18 protein-coding genes and 1 pseudogene are annotated in these 21984 nt (G+C 65.5%); 6 read left to right on the plus strand and 13 right to left on the minus strand.

Going from position 1 to position 21984, the window contains the following annotated elements; all coding sequences use genetic code 11:
* Positions 1-236 precede the first annotated feature (236 nt).
* On the plus strand, positions 237-1442 hold the full coding sequence (locus tag ACN0TP_RS07150; RefSeq protein ID WP_417218106.1) for a Fic family protein: 1206 nt from the start codon (positions 237-239) through the stop codon (positions 1440-1442).
* An 87-nt stretch (positions 1443-1529) separates the two neighbouring features.
* Here the strand turns inward: ACN0TP_RS07150 and ACN0TP_RS07155 are convergent.
* Positions 1530-1664: pseudogene (locus tag ACN0TP_RS07155) on the minus strand (IS3 family transposase); the annotation flags it as partial.
* Positions 1665-1869: 205 nt separating this feature from the next.
* Between ACN0TP_RS07155 and ACN0TP_RS07160 the strand changes: the two are divergent.
* Complete coding sequence (locus tag ACN0TP_RS07160) at positions 1870-2826, plus strand: hypothetical protein (RefSeq protein WP_417218108.1); 957 nt, start codon at positions 1870-1872, stop codon at positions 2824-2826.
* An 862-nt stretch (positions 2827-3688) separates the two neighbouring features.
* Here the strand turns inward: ACN0TP_RS07160 and ACN0TP_RS07165 are convergent.
* Genes ACN0TP_RS07165 through ACN0TP_RS07210 form a run of 10 tightly spaced genes read right to left on the minus strand, consistent with a single transcriptional unit; the run spans position 3689 to position 12398 of the window.
* On the minus strand, positions 3689-3862 hold the full coding sequence (locus ACN0TP_RS07165; RefSeq protein ID WP_417218110.1) for a hypothetical protein: 174 nt from the start codon (positions 3860-3862) through the stop codon (positions 3689-3691).
* A 42-nt stretch (positions 3863-3904) separates the two neighbouring features.
* On the minus strand, positions 3905-4141 hold the full coding sequence (locus ACN0TP_RS07170) for an SDR family NAD(P)-dependent oxidoreductase (protein ID WP_417218111.1): 237 nt from the start codon (positions 4139-4141) through the stop codon (positions 3905-3907).
* The gene (locus ACN0TP_RS07175; RefSeq protein ID WP_417218113.1) at positions 4141-5412 is read right to left on the minus strand and encodes a sialidase family protein; all 1272 of its coding nucleotides are present in this window, start codon (positions 5410-5412) and stop codon (positions 4141-4143) included. Before ACN0TP_RS07175 ends, ACN0TP_RS07170 begins: the two co-directional genes overlap by 1 nt.
* Positions 5409-6185, minus strand: coding sequence for an HpcH/HpaI aldolase family protein (locus tag ACN0TP_RS07180; RefSeq protein WP_417218115.1), 777 nt, complete (start codon positions 6183-6185; stop codon positions 5409-5411). The genes ACN0TP_RS07175 and ACN0TP_RS07180 overlap by 4 nt, the downstream gene beginning before the upstream one ends.
* Positions 6186-6231: 46 nt before the next feature.
* A complete protein-coding gene (locus ACN0TP_RS07185; RefSeq protein ID WP_417218117.1) occupies positions 6232-7227 on the minus strand; it encodes an aldo/keto reductase in 996 nt (331 codons plus the stop codon).
* Between the two features lie 49 nt (positions 7228-7276).
* Positions 7277-8107, minus strand: a complete 831-nt coding sequence (locus ACN0TP_RS07190) for an ATP-binding cassette domain-containing protein (RefSeq protein ID WP_417218119.1) — start codon at positions 8105-8107, stop codon at positions 7277-7279.
* A complete protein-coding gene (locus tag ACN0TP_RS07195; RefSeq protein WP_417218121.1) occupies positions 8100-8981 on the minus strand; it encodes an ABC transporter ATP-binding protein in 882 nt (293 codons plus the stop codon). The genes ACN0TP_RS07190 and ACN0TP_RS07195 overlap by 8 nt, the downstream gene beginning before the upstream one ends.
* Positions 8978-9913 (minus strand): ABC transporter permease, encoded by a 936-nt coding sequence (locus tag ACN0TP_RS07200; protein WP_417218123.1) that lies wholly within the window; start codon positions 9911-9913, stop codon positions 8978-8980. The genes ACN0TP_RS07195 and ACN0TP_RS07200 overlap by 4 nt, the downstream gene beginning before the upstream one ends.
* Positions 9910-10845, minus strand: coding sequence for an ABC transporter permease (locus tag ACN0TP_RS07205; protein ID WP_417218125.1), 936 nt, complete (start codon positions 10843-10845; stop codon positions 9910-9912). Before ACN0TP_RS07205 ends, ACN0TP_RS07200 begins: the two co-directional genes overlap by 4 nt.
* Before the next feature lie 2 nt (positions 10846-10847).
* Entirely contained in the window at positions 10848-12398 is a 1551-nt protein-coding gene (locus ACN0TP_RS07210) for an ABC transporter substrate-binding protein (RefSeq protein ID WP_417218127.1), read from the minus strand.
* Positions 12399-12695: 297 nt separating this feature from the next.
* Here ACN0TP_RS07210 and pdxA point away from each other — a divergent pair, with 297 nt between their 5' ends.
* The 4 genes from pdxA to ACN0TP_RS07230 all read left to right on the plus strand — a co-directional run bounded on the left by pdxA (position 12696) and on the right by ACN0TP_RS07230 (position 16929).
* The gene (gene pdxA / locus ACN0TP_RS07215) at positions 12696-14915 is read left to right on the plus strand and encodes a 4-hydroxythreonine-4-phosphate dehydrogenase PdxA (RefSeq protein WP_417218129.1); all 2220 of its coding nucleotides are present in this window, start codon (positions 12696-12698) and stop codon (positions 14913-14915) included.
* Between the two features lie 29 nt (positions 14916-14944).
* Positions 14945-15745 (plus strand): DeoR/GlpR family DNA-binding transcription regulator, encoded by an 801-nt coding sequence (locus ACN0TP_RS07220; protein ID WP_417218131.1) that lies wholly within the window; start codon positions 14945-14947, stop codon positions 15743-15745.
* Between the two features lie 68 nt (positions 15746-15813).
* The gene (locus ACN0TP_RS07225) at positions 15814-16269 is read left to right on the plus strand and encodes a type IIL restriction-modification enzyme MmeI (RefSeq protein WP_417218223.1); all 456 of its coding nucleotides are present in this window, start codon (positions 15814-15816) and stop codon (positions 16267-16269) included.
* A 27-nt stretch (positions 16270-16296) separates the two neighbouring features.
* Positions 16297-16929 (plus strand): type IIL restriction-modification enzyme MmeI, encoded by a 633-nt coding sequence (locus tag ACN0TP_RS07230; RefSeq protein WP_417218224.1) that lies wholly within the window; start codon positions 16297-16299, stop codon positions 16927-16929.
* Positions 16930-17041: 112 nt separating this feature from the next.
* Here ACN0TP_RS07230 and ACN0TP_RS07235 read toward each other — a convergent pair whose 3' ends face one another.
* Positions 17042-19978: a DEAD/DEAH box helicase family protein gene (locus tag ACN0TP_RS07235; RefSeq protein WP_417218132.1), complete on the minus strand. Its 2937-nt coding sequence runs from the start codon at positions 19976-19978 to the stop codon at positions 17042-17044.
* The gene (locus tag ACN0TP_RS07240; RefSeq protein ID WP_417218133.1) at positions 19975-21966 is read right to left on the minus strand and encodes a site-specific DNA-methyltransferase; all 1992 of its coding nucleotides are present in this window, start codon (positions 21964-21966) and stop codon (positions 19975-19977) included. The genes ACN0TP_RS07235 and ACN0TP_RS07240 overlap by 4 nt, the downstream gene beginning before the upstream one ends.
* Between the last annotated feature and the right edge of the window lie 18 nt (positions 21967-21984).

The raw sequence follows: 21984 nt of genomic DNA on the forward strand, positions 1-21984 counted from the left end.
GCTTTGGAGAAGGGGACGGCCGCATGGACTGACGAAGGCGTCTTGCACGTCGAAGTGCAGCTGGGCCGTTCTGCCTGGCTGGGGTCGGGGTGGCCGTAGCGACGGTTGCTCCAATGGTCCCGGCGGCGTGGGGGCCTGACGAGCCAATGGCCATCGAATTCCTTACCATTGGTTAAGTACCTAACCGATGGTAAGTTCGTACGAAAGCATCACTTACCGGTGGCGAGGAGCCAGCTGTGCAGCCCGATGATCCGCACATGTGGCCCGCCGCCGGTTCCGAGCGACTTCCCTGGGACGCACCCCACGATCCTGCGGCATCCCATCGCGCCCGGCTCCGCGCGCGGTGCCCCTACACCGCCTCCATCCCACCATTCATTGCCGGCCTGCGCGTCCCGCCGCTCGACGCGGCTACGGAGGTCGCCGCCGAAGACGCGCTCACCGAGCTCGCCCGATTCGATGCGGAATATGGCAGGCGCACGGCGCCCTTCGCCTCGATCCTGTTGCGTAGTGAAAGCGCCTCGAGCTCGGAGATCGAACAGCTGACTGCACACCCCAAGAGCATCGCCTTGGCCGAACTCGGTGGGAAAGCAGGGTCAAATGCGCGGCTCGTGGTCGCCAACGTCCGGGCCATGGAAGCGGCCATTGAGCTCTCCCCCGGGTTGGATACAGCAGCGATCATCGTCATGCAGAAAGCCCTGCTCGAAGACACCCACCCGGAGTACACCGGAACGTGGCGGAACCAGCAGGTGTGGGTTGGGGGCGGAATGGCCAACAGTCCACACTCGGCATCCTTCGTTCCGCCCCACCACGAGCGGGTGCCTGCTCTCATGGAGGATCTGGTCAGCTTCTGCCAGCGCACCGACGTGCCGCTCATGGCCCACATCGCGGTCGCCCACGCACAATTCGAAACGATCCACCCGTTTCCCGACGGCAACGGGCGCACCGGGCGCGCCCTGGTCCATTCCCTATTGCACCGTTTTGGCGTGACGCGGAACCTGACCATCCCGGTTTCAGCGGGCCTCCTGCAAGACACCGCTGGATACTTCGACGCTTTGACGGCCTACCGGACGGGCAACCCGCAGCCGATTGTCGGGGCCTTTACGAAGGCCCTGACGGCCGCCTTGTCCAACGGCCGCCAACTCGTGTCGGACCTGGAGGAGTTCCACCGCTGGGCCATGGAAACAACCTCAGCTCGCCGCGGGTCGGCCGGTTGGCGGTCGATCGAACTGCTGATCGAATACCCCGTGATCGATGCGCGAACCATCGCCAGTGAATTGGGGGTCACCGCGCAAAACGCTCAAAACGGCATTGGTCGCCTCGTGGACGACGGGATACTCGCCCCGACTTCTGCCAGCCGGCGTAATCGGACCTATGAAGCGACCGCCGTACTGGACGCACTGGGAAAGTTCGCCGAACGTGCCAGGAGGCGCCGACCCGTGTGACGGTCTGCGGGCTGCCCAAACCTGAAGGGAATGGCCGCGCCAGCCTGCTCTGCCCTGGAGTTTCCGGACAGCGGATTAGTAGTTTCTCTACGCTGCCGTGGCCGGCTGCTGGTAACTGCAGTGGACTTCGTTCGGCCGTCGGTCATTGAGCGCCGAATGAGGCCTGCGACTGTTGTAGAACCCCTCGGTATAGCGAATGACGTCCTTGCGGGCCAGCTGCCTACGGTCGGCACCATCCTGGCGTTTGCCGGCCTGGTGGTTACGGGTGCGGGGACACCGGCTGCTGATGACTTTCGGCACCACCGTGTCCCGCGTTAGCGATTAGGGTGCCACCCTGCCGATTCACGGACAAGCACATGCTGGCCCTTTTTCCCGGGCAACAGATATGATTCGGCTTGCACCGCATCACTGCTCCTGGGGGACCCGCATGAACCGCTTGCTTCGCTCCACGCTGGCTGCTGCCACCGCTTTGGCACTTGCCACCGGACTGGCCCCGTCGGCCATGGCCGATAACGGGGATGACATTCCCCCGGAAATCCTCTCCGTTGACTACCCTCGCACCGTGGTGCCCGGCAAGACATACACGGTCACCGTTACCGCCCGGGACAACACCTTGTGGCTTCGGGACTTCCAGCTATGGAACCCCGGCTACGCGGGCATGCGTATGACGAACGGGACGATGACCTCGGCCCAACTTCGACCCGACGGCACCTGGTTGATGACCTGGGCCTACAACGCCGACGACGTCCCCTACGGCCTCTACTCAGGGCACACGATCCGTGTCAGCGACGACAACGGGAACGACACCATCTTGCCGCTGGAACCGGTCACAGTCGATGACCCGGCCCACCCGATCGACAACACGCCGACCATCACCGGAAAACCCGCCGTAGGTGCCACCTTGACGGCATCCATCAAGGCAGGCGCCGGGGCGAAGACCACATTCGGGTGGTCGAGCGTGAAGCGCGGGCACAGCGACGGGCCGACCTATCTGCTGGACAACTGGGACTACGACCAGTTCTCCGACCGGACCGTCAGCCTGTCCTCGATGACCGTCTTCCCCGACGGGGTCCGCCGGGCCAGGCACGCTACCAGTGATGTGATCGGCCTGGGCTCCCTGGAACCGAAGACCCCGACGATGGCCACCCCGGTGTTCACCAAGCCTCTTGCTGTCGGCTACCAGCATCCGGGGGATCTCTTCGCGTACGGCGGACCGGTCACCACCTCGGTCCAGTGGTTCCGCGACGGCAAGATGATCGCCGGCGCGACCGGGGACACGTTCGCGTTGAAGGCGACCGATGTCGGTCACAGGTTGCGCGCCCGGGTCATCTCCGCGACGACGTCCCCGTACCACGCAGGCACCCATCACCCAGTACGGTCCTGAGCGCACGTCGCCGCGGCCACCCTGGTTGCCACCCGGCCGAGATCCGGTCCTTCGAATCGGCCATGGAAAACTGTGGGCGTGAAACTCCACGCCCTCGCCGTCCTGGACGCGTGGCACTACCTGACCACCAGTGGACCCGCAACGGCAAGGCAATCGGGCGCCACGAAATCGTCATACCGCAGTTCGCGCCGACCACAAGCAGCGCCTGGCGGTTGCGGTGACCGGCCGCCAGCCAGGTACGCGAACCGTACGCTCACCTCGGTGGCAACGAAGCCCCTGCTGCGGACCCAGCCGACATACCGATCGACACGAAGGTAACCACCGCGCCGGGTTCGCGGTCGAAGTCGTCCGCGACCCTTCAGCGGCCTTTGGGTGAAGGGCACGAGGTGTCCTACCAGTGGTACCGCAGCGGCAAGCCCATCAGGGGTGCCACCAAGGTCTCCCGCAAGATCCAGACTGCGGACCGGAAGAGACCTTGAGTCCGGGCCACTGGCACGGCATGAATACGTGACCGCGACTGCATCCCGGTAAGATCCGGTGGTAAATTTCACCGGTCGGCAGGCAGGCCCCCGGGCTGCCGACCATGGAACGATCAAGCTGGTCTGTTCCGAGATTTCGGGTAGTGGTACCACCACCACGTCCTCCGTGCAGGACGCGGGCGACCTACAGTGAGGCGCCCCGCACATCGTCACCGTCTGCCGGTGATCGACGATCCGTGCGCGCCCAGCGAAGGCGACGAGTGCGGCGACGTCGTCCGGGTCACAGCTTCCCAGCGCCGGGACCTTCGGCGGCACCCCGGTTCGTCCGGTCGGAGGCATGGGGGTGTCGGTGGGACCCGGGGCGACGATGTTGCAGGTGATCGTCAGGCCAGTTGATACCCAGCTGCGGCCCATGCCGACCATGGCGGTTGGTGGCTGCGTAGTGCCTTGCCGGCCACCCTGCTCATGGTCCGGCTGCCGATGAGCATCACGCGGCCGCCGTCGGTGATCCGCCCGAGCATCCACCAGGGCCGAGCCGCCCCATGCACGGCGAACATGCCGCGCAGCGCGCCGGATTCAGGCCGCCAGGGGCGCGGTGGTCATGAAGCCCGCGGCGTGGACCACCGCGTCGACGGGCCGACCTCCTGCAGGAGGCCGGGCAACGAGTCCGGCTCCGAGAGGTCGGCAGCCAGCCACTCAAAGGACCCGGACCCTACGGCGAAACCGGGATCGCGGCGGCTGAGCCCGGTGACCTTCCACCCCGCGGCCAGCAAGGTGGTGGTGATGGCGTGGCCAATACCGGAGCTGGCACCGGTGACGACGGCGTGCCGTGCCATCAGGCGTCGCCTCCGCCGTAGACCCAGTCGGGGGAGACCCTCACGTATTTGATGGCCTGGCGGAAGTACGTGTAGGCCAGTTGCAGTTGGCCGTCCGCGCTCTGGTGGATGGAGGGGTAGGAGAACTCCCGGTTGAGCCCGTCGCGCGAGTTGTTGGACAAGCAGTACCCGTCGCCGGTTTCCAGGTCCCGGCGGATGGGCCAGCTGTGCCCGCCGTCCTCGGAGATGGCGACGGTCAACGGTGCCCGCGGGGTGCCCCAGAAGGCCTTCGGTCCCGCGTCGGCGGCACTGTCGGAACCTGCGGCGCCGGCGGCGGGGGCCACCGGTTCCGCCAGGGTCTCCTGGGTGTCGGCCAGGCCGTCGTCGTCGATCTCGTCGTAGAGCGAGGCGCGGCGCTCGGTGTCGGCTTGTGCCTGGCTGTGGTTGTAGATCAGGGCGAGCCGGCCGTCGGAGAGCGGGGTGAACTGGATGGAGGAGTTGTTGTTCGGCAGTTCGGTGGGGACCGGTTCGCTCCAGGTCGCCCCGCCGTCGGTGGAGTGGGAGGAATGGATCCAGTCGGCCCAGCGGCTGCGGTAGAGGGCCAGCAGGGTGCCGTCGGGCAGCGGGTGGATGTTCATGTGCACGCAGCCCAGCGAGCCCGGGACGAGCTGGCGGGTCCAGGTGGCGCCGTCGTCGTCGGAGACCATGACGGCGCTGTCGTCCTCGTTGCCCACCCATTTCTCGCCGGGGACGGTGACGCAGCGGAAGATCGGCACCAGCAGGCGGCCATCGATGAGGACCGGGGGTTGGCGGACGAAGACTCCGCCCTCTTCGGTGGCACCGAACAGGGTGTGGGTGTCGCCCCAGGAGGCACCGCCGTCGTGCGAGATCCTGCGACGGACCTCCGAGGTGTCCTGGTTTCCGGCGTGCTGGGCGGTGTAGAGCAGCCAGAGTTCGGTGCCGTGGACGAAGAGGATGGGGTTCTGCTCGGAGCGGGTGCCGTCATCGGTCAGGCGCACCGGCTCGGACCAGGTGGTGTCCCAGCCGGTGGCGGTGCGGCCCAGCGTGGAGAACCAGACGCTGATGTCCGGCACGCCCTCCTGGGTGCCGCCGAACCAGACGCAGCCCAGGCGGCCGTCGGGCAGGGTGGCGAGGTTGGCGGCGTGCGATTGCACCGTGGGGGCCGGCAGGTAGGCGAAGGCCAGGGCATCGGCGCCGTCGGCCGACGGGTGCACCCGTCCGTCGGGGGTGATGGCGTCGTAGCCGGTGGTGTTCGGGGATGCGGTGCTCATGCGTTGCCCCGTGCCGCGTCCAGGTGGGCCTTCGCCGCGAGCTCCAGGTGGGTCAGATCGGAGGCGACGGTGGCGAACGTGTAGCCCGAGCCCAGGCGCTGCGCCGCGAGTTCGCCGGTGGCGTTGTGGATGCCCGCTGCCACGCCGGCGGCCTCGGCCGCTGCTGCGACGCGGACCAGGGCTGCGTCGAAGACCTCGGCGACGTCGGGGTCGCCCGGGAACCCGGCACCGACGGCCAGGGCCAGGTCGGAGGGGCCGACGTAGACGCCGTCGAGCCCGGGGGTGGCGGCGATGGCCTCCACGTTCTCCAGCCCGTCAGGGGTCTCGATCATGGCGAAGACCAGCGTGGCGGCGTCGGCCTCGGCGGGGACCGGGCCGACCCGCAGTGCGGAGCGCATGGGCCCGTAGGAGCGGTCCCCGTGCGGCGGGTACTTCGCGGCCCGGACCGCTGCTGCGGCGTCCTCAGCGGTGTTGACCAGCGGGACGATGATGCCCACGGCTCCGGCGTCCAGGGCCTTGCCGATGGCCGTGGGGTTGTTGGCCTCCACGCGGACCAGGCCGGCTGCGCTCTGCCCGGCGTCGATGGCCAGCAGGCCGTGCAGCATGCCGGAGTAGCCGATCAGCCCGTGCTGGGCGTCCAGGGCGACGTAGTCGTAGCCGGCGCGGGCGATGCGTTCGGTGGAGACGGGGGAATCGAGCACGATCCAGTAGCCCACCGCGCGTTCGCGGGCTCGGATCTTGCGGGCGAATTCGGCGGCGACGCTCGACGTCATGGTTCCTGCTTTCGGTTCGTGGGGTGTGGGGGGAGTACGGGGCTGGTCAGCGGTTGTAGGCGGGCATGGGTCCGCGCAGCGAGGCGCCGACGGCGTCGCAGGCGGCCACGAGGTCGGTGGGCAGCGGGCCGGCGGAGATGGCAGCGATGTTGGATTCGAGCTGGGCCGGCTTGGAGCCGCCGAGCAGCAGTGAATCGACGCCCGGGTGGTGGGCCAGCCAGCGCAGCGAGAGTTCGATCAGCGTCAGGCCGGCATCGGCGGCGATGCCCGAGAGCGCGTCGATCGCCTCGAAGAGCGTGGCGTCCCAGTAGCGCTGCGTGTACATCGCCGCCAGCCGCGAGTCGCCGAACCGGCCCTCCGCGGGGCGCTCGCCGTAGCTGTGCCGGCCGGTGAGCAGGCCGCCGCCGAGCGGGTTGTAGACCATGGTGCGCACGCCGTGGGAGGCGGCGAAGGGCAGGTATTCGTCCTCGATGCGCCGGGCCACCAGGTTGTAGAGCTGCTGGGCGACCACCGGTGCCGGGGCGCCGGCGGCGGCCGCGGCGGCCTCCACGTCGGCGATCTGCCAGGCCGCGTAGTTGGAGACGCCCAGGGAGCGGATCTTGCCCTCGGCGGCCAGCTCGGCCACCGCGCCCAGGGTGTCGGCCAACGGGGTGGAGTTGTCCGGTTGGTGCAGGTAGAACAGGTCCAGCCGGTCGGTGCCCAGCCGGGTGAGCGACGCCTCGACGCTGCGGCGCAGCGCAGCGGGGGAGAGCAGTGCGTCCTCGCCGGCATCGGCGTGCGGCATCCCGGCCTTGGAGGCGAGGAAGACCTCGTCGCGGCGTCCGGTGAGCAGGCGGGAGAGCATCTGCTCCGTCTCGCCGCCGACGTAGGCGTTGGCCGTGTCGATGTGGCGGATGCCGGCGTCCAGGGCGGTGTCGAGCATGCGGGCTGCGGTGGCCTCGTCGACGGTGTCGCCGAACGTCATGGTGCCCAGTACCAGGCCGGAGAAGGGGTCCTGGCCGGCTCTCGCCGTGGCGTCGGGTGCTGTCTGCGGGGTGGTCATCGTGCTCCTGGGGTGTTCGTCGGGGTCGAAAGGTCGGTGGGTCGGGGGCTCAGGCCGGGGTCTTCTGCGCCAGCGAGGACACCAGATGGCGGGGTTTGATGCCCTCCATGGTCGTGGGGTCCAGCGCGGCACGCCGCAACCGCCGGGTGTAGTCCTCGCGCGGGGTGGCCAGCACGTCGGCGGTGGTTCCCGCCTCGACGATCCGCCCCTTGCGCATCACCACGATCTCATCACTGATCTCCTTGACCACTCCCAGGTTGTGGGAGATGAAGACGTAGGTGATGCCGGTATCGCGTTGGATCTCCTGCAGCAGCTCCAGCACCTGCGCCTGCACCGAGACGTCCAGCGCGCTGGTGGCCTCGTCGCAGACCAGCAGGTCCGGCTTGGACGCCAGCGCCCGGGCGATCCCGATGCGCTGGCGCTGCCCTCCGGAGAACTCGTTGGCACGCCGGGCCAGCGAGGACTCGGCCAACCCCACCCGGTCGAAGAGCCGGCGGGCCTCGGCGTTGCGTTCGGTGGCGGAGCGCACCCCCTGGATCCTGAGCGGTTCGGTGACGATGTCCTCGGCGCTCAGGTGCGGGTCCAGCGAACCGTAGGGGTCCTGGAAGACCATCTGGAAGCGTTTGCGCAGCGGCCGCAGCCTGGCGTCGTTCAGCGGCACCAGGTCGGTGCCGTCCAGCACGATCCGACCGCTGGAGGGCTGCAGCAGCCGCATGACTGCCTTGGCGATGGTCGACTTCCCGCAGCCGGATTCCCCGACCACCGCCAGGGTGCTGCCCCGGCCGACGCTGAAGGAGACATCGTCCACCGCACGGAATGGCCCGGCCTTGGTGGAGTAGTCGACTGTGAGGTTCTCGACGGTGAGGAAGGGCTCAGTCACGGTGTGCCTCCTGCGGCAAAGGTTCGACGGCGGTGTCCTGGGTGGGGCTCTCGTCCCAGGGGCCCAGTTGGGGGATGGCACCGAGGAGCTTGCGGGTGTACTCCTCACGCGGTGCGTCCACGATCGTGGCGGCGGGCCCGGATTCGACGAATCGTCCGTTCTTCATCACGTGGATCGTGTCGGAGACCAGGCGGGCGACGCCGATGTCGTGGGTGATCATCAGGATGCCGGTGCCACGCTGCTCCTGGATCTCCAGCAACAGGTCGAGGATGCCGGCCTGCACTGTGACGTCCAGGGCGGACGTCGGCTCGTCGGCGATCAGCAGCTGCGGTTCGCTGGCCAGCGCCATGGCGATCAGCACGCGTTGGAGCATGCCGCCGGAGAGCTGGTGCGGGTACTTCCTGAGCTGGGCCGCCGGCTCGGGGATGTGGACGGAGGCCAACAGCTCCTCGGCCCGGGCGGTGGCCCGCGACTTGGAGGTGGAGCGAGAGGCGATCCGGATGGCCTCGGTCAGCTGGCTGCCGATGGAGAGCACCGGGCTCAGCGCGGTCATCGGGTCCTGGGGGATCAGGGCGACGGTGCGCCCGCGGACCTTGTTGATGGCCTTGCGGTCCTTGAGCACATCGAGCCCGGTGACCTTCACGGTGCCGGAGACGACCGCCAGGTCCTTCGGCAACAGCTGCAGGATGCCCATGGCCGTCGTGGACTTGCCGGAACCTGACTCGCCGATGATGGTCACCGTCTCGCCGCGGCCCACCCGGAAGGTGGCTCCGTCGACGGCCCGGACAATCCCGTTGTCGGTCATCAACTCGACGACGAGGTCCCGGACGTCCAACAGGTCGGTGGTGGCCGTGGCCTCGGGCTGCGCGCTCATCGGGTGGCTCCTTTCAGGCGCTTGGTGCGGGGTTTGCGGTCGCGCAATCCGTCGCCGAGCAGGTTCACGCCGATGACCAGCAGGGCGATCATCAGGCCGGGCAGGGTCACCATCCACCAGGAGGTGGTGATGTAGTCCTGGCCGTCGGAGATGATCCGGCCCCAGGTGGCGAACGGGCGCTGCGGTCCGGCGCCCAGGAAGCTCAGCGCGCTTTCCAGCAGCACCGCCTGGGCCAGGAGCAGCAGGACCACCAGGGAGGCCTGCTTGAACACGTTCGGGATGACGTGGCGGATGAGGATCTGGATCTTGTGCAGCCCCAGGATCCGGGCCGCGGCGACATAGGGCTTTTCGCGTTCGACCAACACCAGCGAGCGCGTCAGCCGGGCGACTTCGGGCCATTGGGCGATCGCGATGACGAAGGTGATCACCGGGATCGAGGGACCGAACAGGGCGACGACCAGCAGCAGCATCATCAGCAGGGGCAGTGACATCTGGGCTTCCAGGACACGGGAGATGACGATGTCCACCCATTTGCCGTAGAAGCCGGCCGCCGCGCCGAGGATGATGCCGATGGCACCCGAGACGACGACGGCGAGCACGCCGATGGTCAGCGAGACCTGGCCGCCGTGCAGGATGCGTGAGAGCAGGTCACGTCCCAGCTGGTCGGTGCCGAACAGGTGTCCGGCGACCAGCGGGGCGAGCCGGCGCTGGGAGAGGTCCTGGGCGTTCGGGTCGGCCAGTGGAAGCACCTGGGCCAGCAGGATGGGGATGAAGACCACCAGGGTGCAGATTGATCCGATCCAGAGTTTGATCCGGGTGGATCGTGCCTGTCGGGCGGCACCCGAGGTGGCCAGGTCGTGGGCGGTGACGCCGCTGGGGCGCGTGGTGCGCTCCGGCGTGGTCCCGGCCAGGGAGGGGGTGGTGGTGCTCATGCTGTGGCCGCCTTTCCGAGTCGAACCCGGGGATCGAGGAGCGGGTAGGCCAGGTCGATCAGCAGCTGGACGCCCACGGCGAGCAGCGCGGTGATCAGGACAGCGGCCTGGATGAGGGGGTAGTCGCGGGTTTCCAGCGCCCGGACAATGAGGGAGCCGACGCCGGGCCAGGCGAAGACGACCTCGACGACGACCACGCCGTTGAGCATGGCGGCGAAGCGGGTGCCCAGGGCGGTGAACACCGGGATGGCCGCGTTGCCCATGGCATAGCGCCAGGTCAACAGGGATTCGCTGACCCCGCGGGAGCGGGCAACGGTGAGGTAGGGGGCGGAGAAGTTCGCCGTCATTTCCCGGCGGACCATCCGTGAGACCAGGGCGACCTGCAGGATGGCGATGGTGATCGCCGGCAGGGCCAAGCCGCTCCACGTGGCGAAGCCGGAGGAGGGGAAGATCGGCAGCAGGACGGAGAAGCCGGTCAGCAGCATGATGCCGGTCCAGAAGTCGGGCATCGACTGTCCGGTGATCGTGAGCATGTTAACGCCCAGTTCCTTGCCGGTGTTGGTGCGTCGTGCCATCCACACGCCGAGCGGGATCGCGATCACCGCTGCGAGGACGATGGCCGCCGTGGCCAGGGTCAGCGTGTAGGGGAGGCGTTCGAGCACCACCTGCGCGGCCGGCGCCTGGAACGAATAGGAGGTGCCGAGGTTGCCGGTGACGAGCTGCTGCAGGAAGATCCAGTATTGGGCCAGCAACGGCTTGTCCAGGCCGAACTGTTCGCGGACCGCGGCGAGCTGCTCGTTGGTGGCCAGCGGCCCGGCGAAGGCCGCTGCGGGATCACCCGGGGCCATGCGGATGAGCAGGAACACGGTGGAGACCGTGAGGAACACGGTCAGCAGGCCCTGCCCGATGCGCTTGGGGAGGTAGGTCAACATGGTCAGGCCTCCAGCGTGACGTCGGACAGCGGATAGGAATTGGCCGCGGAGAGGGCCAGGTGGTCCACGCGCTGGCGCCGGGCCAGCACCGACTTCGGGACGAAGGCCCAGGCGCACGGCCAGGTGTCCCAGACGGCCTTCTGGGCCTGGGCCAGCAGCTGGTTGCGGGAGGCCTCGTCGACTTCGGAGGCGGCGCGGGCGATCTTCGCTGCGACTGCCTCGTTGACGTAGCCCTGGTAGGTGTCGCGGGTCTTCTCCTTTTCGGGCGTTCCCGCGTACATGCCCTGGAGCATGGTGATGGCCAGTCCGGTGGGGCTGGAGAAGCCGTTGCCCAGCAGGTCCCAGTCGCCGGTTTTGCCCTGGCGCCAGTCCAGGATGTTGCCGCCGGGTTCGAACTGCTGCAGCTGGGTCTTCACGCCGATGTCGGCATACATGGCGGACAGGGCCTCCATGATGGAGGTGTCGGCGGCGAACTCCCCGGTCTCCCAGATGATCTTCAGCGTCAGGTTGTCCACGCCCAGGGCCTTGAGCCGTTTCTTGGCCTCGGCCGGGTCGTAGACGTAGTCGCCGGTCTTGGAGTAGCCGAAGAGCGATGAAGGGGTGACGCCCTCGGCCTGGGTGACGGAGTCCATGAGGACGTCGCGGACCAGTGACTGGCCGTCGATCGCCATGGACAGTGCCTGGCGGACCTTCGGATCGGAGACCGGGTGGCTCTTGGGTTTGCGGAAGTTGTAGAAGATCTGGTTCAGCCGCAGGCTCGAGGCCTCTTCCAGCACCACACCGGGCAGCCCGGCAAGCTGTTCGCCCGAGTCCGGGGAGATCGAGTCGATGACGTCGACCTCGCCCGAGCGCAGGGAGATGACCCGGCTGGATTCCTCGGGCAGGAAGCGGACGTTGACCCGTTCGATCTGCGGGCGCTCGCCCCAGTACTCGTCGTTGCGGACCAGCGAGTAGGTGCCGGCACCGCGGTTGAAGCTGGCCACCTTGTAGGGGCCGGTGCCGACGCCGGTCTGCAGCTCGGCCGCCTTGTTGTCCTTCGCCGGGGTGATGAGGATCAGCGCCATGAGGGCATCGAGGATCGGCACGGGGCGCACGGTGTCCAGGTAGAAGGTGCGCTCGTCCTGCGGAACCACCGTGGGGAACTCGGGGAAGAAGCTGGCCACGAAGGAGCCGTTGACCTTTTCGTACATCTTCAACGCGGTGGCGACGTCCTGGATCTGCACGGGGGAGCCATCGGAGTAGCGGATGCCCTCACGCAGCGTTACAGTCCAGCGGGTGGGGGCGGTGAGTTCGAAGCGTTCGGCCAGCACGGGAATCGGCTTGATGTCGGGGCCGATGGCCGTCAGGCCCTGGCGTACGGCACGTTGGACGGTGACGGCGGCGTCGAACTGGTTGAGCTTGTTGTCCAGGCTGACCAGCGAGCGGTTCAGCGCCAGGGTCAACGTCTGTGGTCCGGGCAGGCCGGTGGGGCCGGCGCAGGCGGTGGTGGTGGCACCGACGCCCAGCAGGAGCCCTCCTGCTGCTCCCCAGCGCAGCAGTTGCCGGCGGGACATGTCGTGTCCTGTCAGTGGAACGGTCATCATCGACCTCTCGGTTCGTGAAGTGAAGTCCAATTATTCAAGGGCCGTGGCCGTCCGTGGTGCGGTGCGGAACCTGCCCGAAAGATGTTGTCTGCGTCACTCTGCCATAGCTGCGTGTTGTGCGCAATACCGGTAGCGCGATTCGCGCAAGTTGTGTCATGATGAGTGCAGGAACACCCCTCGCAGACCGGCGGAAACCGGGCGGCGGGTGGGAAACGACGGGACGCAGCAGCGCCCGCCGGACGACGATCCCGGGAGGAGGAACAGCGGATGCAGCACGTACTGGCCATCGCCGATGACTTCACCGGTGCCACCGAAACGGCAGCGCAATTCCACGACGCCGGAGCGGCCACCGTGATCCGGCTGCGCGGGGACACCGGGCCGTCGGGATCGGCGGGGGTCCTCGTCATCGACACCCATTCGCGCCAGCTCCCCGCCGAGGAGGCCCGGCAGGCAGTGGCCCGCCGGCTGCCCACCGCCCCGTCGCCCGGCACCGTGCTGTTCAAGAAGATCGATTCGCTCTGGCGCGGGAACATCCCCGCCGAACTCGAGGCCCTGCGCGCCGCCGGCTACCGGCTGGTCATCGCCGGTGCGCTGCCCGAGCACGGACGCACTGTCGTGGACGGCATCCCCCTCGTGAACGGACAGGCGCTCGCCGATACAGGCCTCTGGCAGGTGGAGCACCGCCGCGCTCCGGACACCGTCGCGGACGCCCTGGGAACGCTGGCCACCGTCGGCGTGGCCCTCGAAGACGTCAGGAAGGACACCCTCCACCACCGCCTGGGCGCCGCGCTGGCGGGACACGATGCCGCCATCGTCGACTGCGAGACCGCCGCCGACCTGGACCGCATCGCCACCGCCTTCGCCGACCTGACGCTGGCCTCCCACCGGTGCCCCGTGGCCCTGGTCGGCACCGGAGCCCTGGCCCGTTCGCTCGCCCGGGTTCTGGCACCGCTGAACGGGCGGCAACTCGCGGATCCTGCCGCATCCCCGGAGGGAGGCACCCGGGCCCTCCTCGCGGTGGTTGGATCCGCTAGCCCGACAGCCGCCGAGCAGGTCGGCCACCTCGAAGAGGCAGGCATCCCCGTCTTCCGGGCGGCCGGGGCAGAGGCCGCAGCGCGGCTCCTGGCCACCGGCACCACAGCGGCCCTCGTGGCCGACGCGACCACGCTCCGCGACCCCGCCGCAGCCCACCGGGAGCTGGACGCCGCGGTGGCCACGGCACTGGCCGCAGCCCCGGACGCCGACCTGGTCCTGACCGGCGGCGAAACCGCCAGATCCGTCCTGGACCGCCTGGGCATCAACGAACTCGTCCCCCTGAACCAGATCCAACACGGTGTCGTCATCACCCGCGCCGACGACGGCCGACTGGTCGCCGCGAAACCGGGCACCTTCGGCACCCCCACCGTCCTCACAGAAGCCATCCACACGCTCCACGCCCTGCGCGGAGCCCCCACCTCCCCGGGAGATCCCATGGAAGCAACCACCACCGACCCGCGCCCCTTCATCGCCGTCACCATGGGCGACGGAGCCGGCGTCGGCCCCGAGGTCACCGTCGGCGCCCTGCTGGACGAACGCGCCTACCGCGAATGCCGCCCCATCGTCATCGGCGACACCCACCGCCTCCGCCTCGGCGCCGCGGCCCTCGGCGTCACCGCCGACATCGTGGAGATCCAGCAGGTCTCCGAGGCTGTCTTCGTCCCCGGGACCATCAACGTCATCGACCCACACCTGCTCTCCGAGGACCTGCCCTGGGGCCGCGAATCTGCAGAGGCCGGCAACGCCGCCTACCACTACATCCGCATCGCCTGCGAGCTCGGCATGGCCGGCGACGTCCAAGGCATCTGCACCGCACCGCTGAACAAGGCCGCACTGCACAGTGCCGGACACATCTACCCCGGGCACACCGAACTGCTGGCCCACTTCATGGGTGTCGACGAGGTGTCCATGATGCTCTCCACCCCCAAGGTGAAGGTCATCCACGTGACCACCCACGTCGGGCTGATCGACGCCATCGCCCGCATCGAACCCGGGCTCGTCGAACGCACCGTCCGCCGCGGCCACGAAGCCCTGGTCCGCTCCGGCATCGCCAACCCCAAGATCGGGGTCTGCGCCATCAACCCGCACGCCGGGGAAAACGGCCTCTTCGGCTACGGCGAGGAGGAGGAGAAGATCATCCCGGCCCTCGAGGTCCTCACCGCCGACGGGATCAACGCCATCGGCCCGCTGCCCGCCGACACCGCCTTCTTCCTGGCCGGACGCGGGGACTACGACCTCATCGTGGCGATGTACCACGACCAGGGCCACGGCCCCGTGAAGGTCCTGGGCATCGAGGCCGGCGTGAACATCACCGTCGGCCTGCCGGTCATCCGCACCTCGGTGGACCACGGCACCGCGTTCGACATCGCCGGGACGGGAGTCGTGGAGGTGGGTAGCATGATCGAAGCACTTCACCAGGCCAGCAACCTTTCGCCGAGCCCGGTCCACTGATGGCCGGCCGGCGCGGAACAGGAGCATCCATGTCCATCGGCGCACGCCAGCGCAGGGACGACATCGTGCTCCTGGCCCACACCAGCGGCCTGACCAGCGTCGAGGAACTCTCGGCCCGCTTCGACGTCACCGCCTCCACCATCCGCCGCGACCTCGCCCGCCTGACGTCCGAGGGCAAGATCGCCCGCACCTACGGCGGCGCCATGGCGCTGACCGGCAATGGCGGCGAATCCACCTTCCGCCAACGCAACCAGGAGGCGGCCGCCGCCAAGCGCGCCATGGCCCGCCTGGCCCGGACCCTGGTGCACGACGGCGAATCCATCCTTCTCGATGCCGGCTCCTCGGTCGCTGCGCTGGCCGTCGAGCTGCAACACGATATCTCCCTCACCGTCGCCACCACCTCGCTGGCCGTGCTCGAGGAACTGGCAGACGTCGACGCCATCCACGTTGAATGCCTCGGCGGCACACTGCGCCACCCCAGCCAGGGATTCGTCGGCCCGCTGGCCGAGGCGGCCCTGGAGCGCATGACGTTCGACCGCGTCTTTCTTGGGGCGGACGGCGTTGCCGTGGACTCCATCTGCGAGGCCGACCTGCAGCAGACCCGGCTCAAGGAGATGATGTGCCGGCAGGCCCACGAGGTTGTCGTGCTCGCCGACGCCTCCAAGCTCGGGGCCGCTCCCTTCCACGCCTGGGCGAAACTGCCCGAAGGGTGGACGCTGGTGACCGACGATTCCGCGACCGAGGAGCAGTTGGAACCGTTCCGCAAGGCCGGGGTCGAGGTGGCCGTGGCGACGGTCGCTCCAGTGGTTCCGGCGGCGCGCGAGTCCTGACTAACCAGACGAACGACGCAGGCCAGTTTGCGAAAACCGCCAAGAAGGGCCAGTTCTCTCTTGGAACTATCAGAGGCAACGCCGGGCGGTGCGCCACCCGCTGGAAGGGCGCCACCCAGGAGAACGTCAACTCCCAGCTCTTCTGGGCCGAGTTCCTGGCAGTCTTCGGCATTGACCACAAGCGAACCGTCCTCTTCGAACGCCATGCCAACCGCCTAAGCACTGGCGGCGATGGGCGAATTGACGTGTTCTGGCCGGGCGAAATGGTCGTCGAGCAAAAAAGCGGAGGCAAGGACCTGGCGCGGGCCGCTGAGCAGGCCTTCGACTACCTCGATGACCTGGATGACCGGGAACGCGCACATACCGTCGTCGTCTCCGACTTCGAGAACTTCGAGGTCTACGACATGACCTCGTTACCTTTCCCCGTAGTGAAGTTCAAGCTCAGCCAGTTGCCGCAGCGCATCGGTCTCTTCTCCTGGATGGCCGGCTATACTCGAAGGCCCTCAGTGGTCGGCGTGGAGTAGGCAGCGAACAAGAAGGCCGTGCAGAAGATGGCCGACCTGTACGACGAGCTCGCCCGCGAAAAGCTCTCGGAACACTTCACGAGCGTCTTCCTCACCCGGATCCTCTTCCTGCTCTTCGCCGAAGACACCGGCCCAGTCGACCAAGGCCTCTTCGCCCAGGTCGTCCGCGACCGCTCCACCGAAGACAGATCCGACCTCGGCGGCCTTCTGGCCGAGCTGTTCCAGACCCTCGATATCGAGCCCACGCGAGGCCCGACGCGCACGGACGAGCTGCTCATGTGTCTCCCCTACGTCAACGGCTCCGTGCTCTCAGAGCCCATCCCCTTGACCCACTTCGATGCCCAGATGCGCACCGCCCTGCTCTCCGCCACGGACTTCGAATGGGGAACCATCAGCTCCGCGATCTTCGGGTCCATGTTCCAAGCCGTGGAAGCCAAGGACGTCCGCCGCGAATTGGGGGAGCACTACACCACCGAGCGCGACATCCTGCGCACCCTCGGCCCCCTCTTTCTGGACGATATCAAGGAAGAACTCGACACCGCCCGATTCAGCGCCAAGAAGCTCCAGGCACTGTGGGAACGCATCGCCGAACTCAACTTCCTGGACCCTGCCTTTTTGCGCAAGTCAGATGTCTCACGAGACATGGTGATTGCAGCGTAGCTGATGCGTTTGGATCGACATTCGCCTGACTCTGGTTTTAGTCATGCATGCAATTCTCCCTCGTGGACCCTTTGCCTGACGATCTAATATTCCGTTGCTCAGAGCCTCGTGACTACCAGATTTGTTCTTGCGCGATTTCTTCTTCTCGCGTTCGCAGACGCGTGCGGTCCAGCAATTCTGAGGCTCTTTCGTTGCCGGCTATTGAGCCTTCGATGGCCTGCTCGCCAAGGAGGACGTAGGCCCACCGGCGATGGCTGCGCTGAGAAGGCTCAAGTTCGTTGATCTGTTCGCACCAGGCGATCGCTGCGGACTGTTTTCTCTGGACGTTGATGTCGGAGAGCGCCGATTCGGCCTTGGTCTCTACGACGTAGATCATGTCTTCGGTGCGGAACAGGAAGTCCGGCGAGTACCGGGCTGGCATTCCGTCGGCCTTTAGGTAGGGGCGTTGGACGAAGGTGTGTTTGTATTCGCTGATCTTGCAGAGTGCTTGCACCTTGGTGTCGTTGTTGGCCCATTCCAGGAACTTCCTTTCAAGACCTCCGCCATGTGTGGGGATGGGCAGCTTGGGATAGATGCACTTGGCTACGTCGACGCATGACGAGGCCCTTACGCTGAGCGTTGAGACTTCCGACAGGCTGCGGGAGGTCACTTCCGCGATGGAAACGACTTCCTGGGTCAAGGACCGCACGAGGGCCGACGATATGTTGCCGGCCAGTTCATTGGTGATCATGTCCGTAAGCAGTACCCGCCAGTTCTCGTCCTCGAGGGGGTCGATGACTTGGCCGAAGAATCGATTGCGGATGTAGGTGTCGATCCATCCCAAGAGCTGTGGCCTAAAGGTCTGCAGCATGGGGAAGGCTGCCAGTGAGCTGTATTTCTTGGCGCTGGAGGTCATCTCGGCACGAGTGCCGCCCAGTGCTTCGGTTATCCGGACGGTGAGCCGGGCGAGGAAGTCATTGTACCCGGTGGCGGTCATGACGCCGCCGTCTACCCGGTAGTCGCCGAACTGGGTCTTCGTCTGCGCGTCAACGGAGACGAAGCGGTCGCCCTTTCCGGCGAACTTTTTGGCGTCGGCGAAGGGAACACGGGAGCGTCGCATTCGGTAGGGGTCAAGGATCGGGGTCTTGAGCTCTTCTTCCCGGTCGCGGACCATCATCGGGATGTGGAAATCGAACTCCTCGAATCCTGTGCGGAGCTCAACGACTTCCAGGTCGCCGGTGGCGGGCGGAGTGGTGTCCGATTCATCTCCGACTTCGCCCGCCAGGCCTTCCGTCATCAGCTCTTCGTAGAACCGGGAGAAGGCAGGATGCTCGACGATGAAGAGAACGTCGAAGTAGTTCTCGGGTTCGAGCTTGTTGGCTATGTGTTTGCGGGTCTCCCGCTTCATTTCGTCGATCTGCTCGTCGCCGCGCCACATGAGGCGCAGGCCTCTGCCGATCAGCTGCTCCAGGAGAATGGGCGCCTGGCTAGAACGGAGCGGAACGATGACAGCAATGTTGTTCACGTCGAAACCCTCACGAAGCATGAGGACGCTGACAATTACCTTTGGGGCCTTATGGCGATCGACGTCGAACAGACGCTCCCTGGTGACCTCCCATTCCGTCTTGGACATTTCGCCCTTGCGGTTGGAGTCAACAGTCAGTACCTCTTCCTGGGCCAGCCCCTCGGCTTGGAGGAACTCTTCCACGAAGCCCGTCACCGATGTGTCTTCACAAACGACCATCAGTTTGGGGTGTTTGCCGGGATCCACGTGCCCGAAGTTCTTCTCAAGCATCGAAAGCTTCGTTAGGCCGGCACGGAGCATAGTGCGTTGCCCAGACGACAGGCCGGTGACTTTGCCCTTGGAGTCACGTTCGGCATTGAAGTCGAGGGGCATGTCGGCGATCTCTTTGCGCTTGTCGAGGGCCAGTGATTTGACTAACCCTGTGCGCATCGCCTCCTTGAGATCGAAGTCAACGACGATGTGCGGGAAGTACTTGAGGCCTTTCTTGGCACCGGTGCCGACCTCGTTGTAGGGGGTGGCGGAGAAGTCGATCTGGATGAACTGGTGGCCCTTGATGGAGGCGATCTCGGTCAGGCTTTTCTGCCACTCGACCTCGTCGACCTGCCGGCCCTTCTTGATCGAGTGGATGTGGTGCGCCTCGTCGTTGAACACCATCAGAGAAGGAAGGTCCTTGAGCCATTCGAGGGGGCCGCCGCGCAAGTGCTTGCGGTCAAGCACCTCAAGGCTGTTGCCCGCGCTCGTGCCGGGGCTGATGGGGAAGAAGCTCTCGACGGCGGCCTTGGCATCGACGTCGGATCCAGGGGCGTCCGTATCAGGCACGAAGTCGGGGTCCTCCACTCCTGCCAGAAGATGCCAGTTGGTGACGGCGATTAGTCCGCTGCCGGTGACCTTTTTGCCGATGTCGGCCTTCATGACCACCGACGACTGAACGAATCCGAACACCTGATCGCGATAGTTGTCGGGAATGAAGATCTCTTGGTTCTTGAAGATGTCCGAGGTTTCAAAGTCCCGCTCTCCTTCCCTCTCCTTGCCAAGGAAGGAATCCAGCAGGCGGTCGTAAACGATAAGCCCAGGGGCGACTAGCAGGAAATTGGCTGTGAAGCGCTGGTCTTCCGGGTATTCACGGCTATTCAGGTACTGCCAGATCAGGAGGGCGTTCAGAACCCATGTCTTGCCCGTTCCGGTGGCCATCTTGGCGGCGTACTTCGGATGGTCGTTCTGCTTGCGGGTGACCTCGCCGAGAGTATCGCCGCTTAGAAGTGCTTCCGTGGCGATCTGGCGATATAGGTGCTCGAGGTTCGGGGCCTTCAATACCTCGTGGGCGTAAATGATGTGCAGGATCGCGGAACGCTGGCCATCGTGAAAGTTCGTGGGCCGCAGCTGAACATAGTCCTCCTGGAACCAGTACTTCAAGAGCTCCGCGGTTACGGGAGTGACCTCATCCATCAGAGAGGTCGGTTCCCCCTTGACAATGTCGGGTATCTGTCCACCGACGATCTTTTCTAGCGCCGTGGCCAGCGGAAAGTTGTCAGTGGCGACGCTCATACTCCGGCCTCGACATTCTCGATGATGACCTCTGACTCGAAACCGAATACATCAACGGCGCGAACACACACACGACGAGGTGTCGGCTTGAACGGAACGTCCACGTTGGCTGTGGTTACGACCCTCAGCATGTCACCATCATTTTCAGTATTCCCTCGGTAGTCCTGCCAGACAGAGCGAAAAACCTGACCGTCGTAGTCGGGATCTATCGCCCAGTACTCAAGTAGAGCCAGAGGCTCGCTGTTCATGACGTCGAGCAACTGCTGGCGATTCTTCTCGTCGAGGCTGATGGCATCCGGGGATAGCAGGACGTAGTTCTCCAAGTCGACCTTAACCGTCTCCAGATCTGATTTCCGAGTCCGACTTGTGACAGATGCCTGCAGGTACTGCAGAGTCGAAAACCGAACCTCCTCGACCAGCTTGCTTACAGACCCCTTCTTCTTGAGTCTGTCGAGGAGATCCGGCGGAATAACCAGCACTTCAAGACACGGATCGTTTAGGGCCTCTATGTCCTGGCTGATCGAATCGGCGAAATTCCAGCCGAGCACGATGACCTTGTCGAACCCGCCCATAGTGGAAAGACGTGCTGCTTGAGCACGCCTCAACGTCGCGCCTGTAACCAAAGCATTGGGGCTTGTGGCGATCACCAAGGTATGTTCGTCGACTACTCGACCGAATGCGCCACCTTGGTTTACTTCTGGCGGTAGCGGAACGGCGCCGAATAGTTGAAGTACCACTTGGGCCAGCTCGCCGACCCTGAACTTTCGGCCTAGTACCGATTTGGCCTGTTCGACTTGATAATCGCCGATTGCCTGGAACAAGAACGGCCGAGACTCGAGATCGATCATTCGTTTGCGGGTGATCATCGAAGACGGCTTTCCGATGTCGCTTGTAATCCAACTCCTGCCAAGCTTCTCTGCCACGGCTGCCGTTGTTCCGGAACCACAGAAGAAGTCTGCAACGATTGAGTCCGGATTGCTCGCAACCGTAATTATTCGCTCCAGTAGACCTTCAGGCTTCTGTGTCGCATAGTTTGATCGCTCCGATGCCATCGAGTTCACAAAGTTGATGTCGGTCCACACATCGTCAATGGGTATCCCTGGGGCTTCGTCAAGATAGACCTTCAGTCGCATCCCGCCCGTCTTCGTGGTGTAGATGCGATTCTCAGATCTGAGCCTGTCGACGGTGCTTTGAGGAGTCGCGGATCCAAGGAACGCATCCTTGAACCGACGGCCTGTCCCTTCCTCCAGGTGGCTGAATCGTTGATTTATGTATTCCTGCGAGTAAGGAATGTAGACATTATTGAATATGGGTTCCTGCGTCTTGGAATATTGCAGAATATCTTCGTGGTTCTTTCCAATCGCATTCTTGCCCTTGTATCCGCTGGACGTTTGTCGCTTCCAAACGATGTTGTTCTGAAAACAGTCCTTGCCGAAGACTTCGTCAATGACGATCTTCACATAGTGGCTGACATGCCAGTCCAGATGTACGAAGAGAGACCCGTGATCCGAAAGGAGCTCCCGCATCAAGATGATTCGTGGAGTCATCATCGCTAGGTAGGACGCAGTGCCCTCAGACCAAGTGTCGGAATATGCGAATTGCTCAAGAACCGTGGGCTTCTGGTCAATGGTTGTGCCCGGAAGCGTGATCTTGGTGCGGTAGTCGGCCTTTGAGTCGAAAGGTGGATCGATGTAGATGAGGTCGATCTTTCCGCGCAAGGAGGGGTGCTCGGAGTCGCCGGCCAGGAGTGCGGCGATTGCCAACAGGTTGTCGCCGTAGATCAAACGATTGGGTGCACCCTGGTCAACATTGTCTGTCCTGAACTGTTGGAAGAGGTCGTCTGCCAAGGTGTCCTTGTTGGGGATCACCAGCTCCCGGGTCTGGAGCGTAACGCGATTGCGGCCTTCCAGATTCTCCAGGATCTGCGCTGCCTTGCGCTTGCCCTCTGCGACGATTCCGGGCAACTGTTCCAGCAACGACTTACTCAAGGATTCCCCGGCTTCTGA

The organism is Arthrobacter sp., assembly GCF_048266065.1.
Classification (GTDB): Bacteria; Actinomycetota; Actinomycetes; order Actinomycetales; family Micrococcaceae; genus Arthrobacter_H.

Coding starts and splice junctions, on each gene's coding strand:
- pdxA (WP_417218129.1), top strand. CDS start 12,696: ATGCAGCACGTACTGGCCATCGCCGATGACTTCACCGGTGCCACCGAA.
- ACN0TP_RS07205 (WP_417218125.1), bottom strand. CDS start 10,845: ATGTTGACCTACCTCCCCAAGCGCATCGGGCAGGGCCTGCTGACCGTG.
- ACN0TP_RS07170 (WP_417218111.1), bottom strand. CDS start 4,141: ATGGCACGGCACGCCGTCGTCACCGGTGCCAGCTCCGGTATTGGCCAC.
- ACN0TP_RS07185 (WP_417218117.1), bottom strand. CDS start 7,227: ATGACCACCCCGCAGACAGCACCCGACGCCACGGCGAGAGCCGGCCAG.
- ACN0TP_RS07230 (WP_417218224.1), top strand. CDS start 16,297: ATGGCCGACCTGTACGACGAGCTCGCCCGCGAAAAGCTCTCGGAACAC.
- ACN0TP_RS07210 (WP_417218127.1), bottom strand. CDS start 12,398: ATGTCCCGCCGGCAACTGCTGCGCTGGGGAGCAGCAGGAGGGCTCCTG.
- ACN0TP_RS07235 (WP_417218132.1), bottom strand. CDS start 19,978: ATGAGCGTCGCCACTGACAACTTTCCGCTGGCCACGGCGCTAGAAAAG.
- ACN0TP_RS07195 (WP_417218121.1), bottom strand. CDS start 8,981: ATGAGCGCGCAGCCCGAGGCCACGGCCACCACCGACCTGTTGGACGTC.
- ACN0TP_RS07160 (WP_417218108.1), top strand. CDS start 1,870: ATGAACCGCTTGCTTCGCTCCACGCTGGCTGCTGCCACCGCTTTGGCA.
- ACN0TP_RS07200 (WP_417218123.1), bottom strand. CDS start 9,913: ATGAGCACCACCACCCCCTCCCTGGCCGGGACCACGCCGGAGCGCACC.
- ACN0TP_RS07180 (WP_417218115.1), bottom strand. CDS start 6,185: ATGACGTCGAGCGTCGCCGCCGAATTCGCCCGCAAGATCCGAGCCCGC.
- ACN0TP_RS07220 (WP_417218131.1), top strand. CDS start 14,945: ATGTCCATCGGCGCACGCCAGCGCAGGGACGACATCGTGCTCCTGGCC.
- ACN0TP_RS07175 (WP_417218113.1), bottom strand. CDS start 5,412: ATGAGCACCGCATCCCCGAACACCACCGGCTACGACGCCATCACCCCC.
- ACN0TP_RS07165 (WP_417218110.1), bottom strand. CDS start 3,862: ATGTTCGCCGTGCATGGGGCGGCTCGGCCCTGGTGGATGCTCGGGCGG.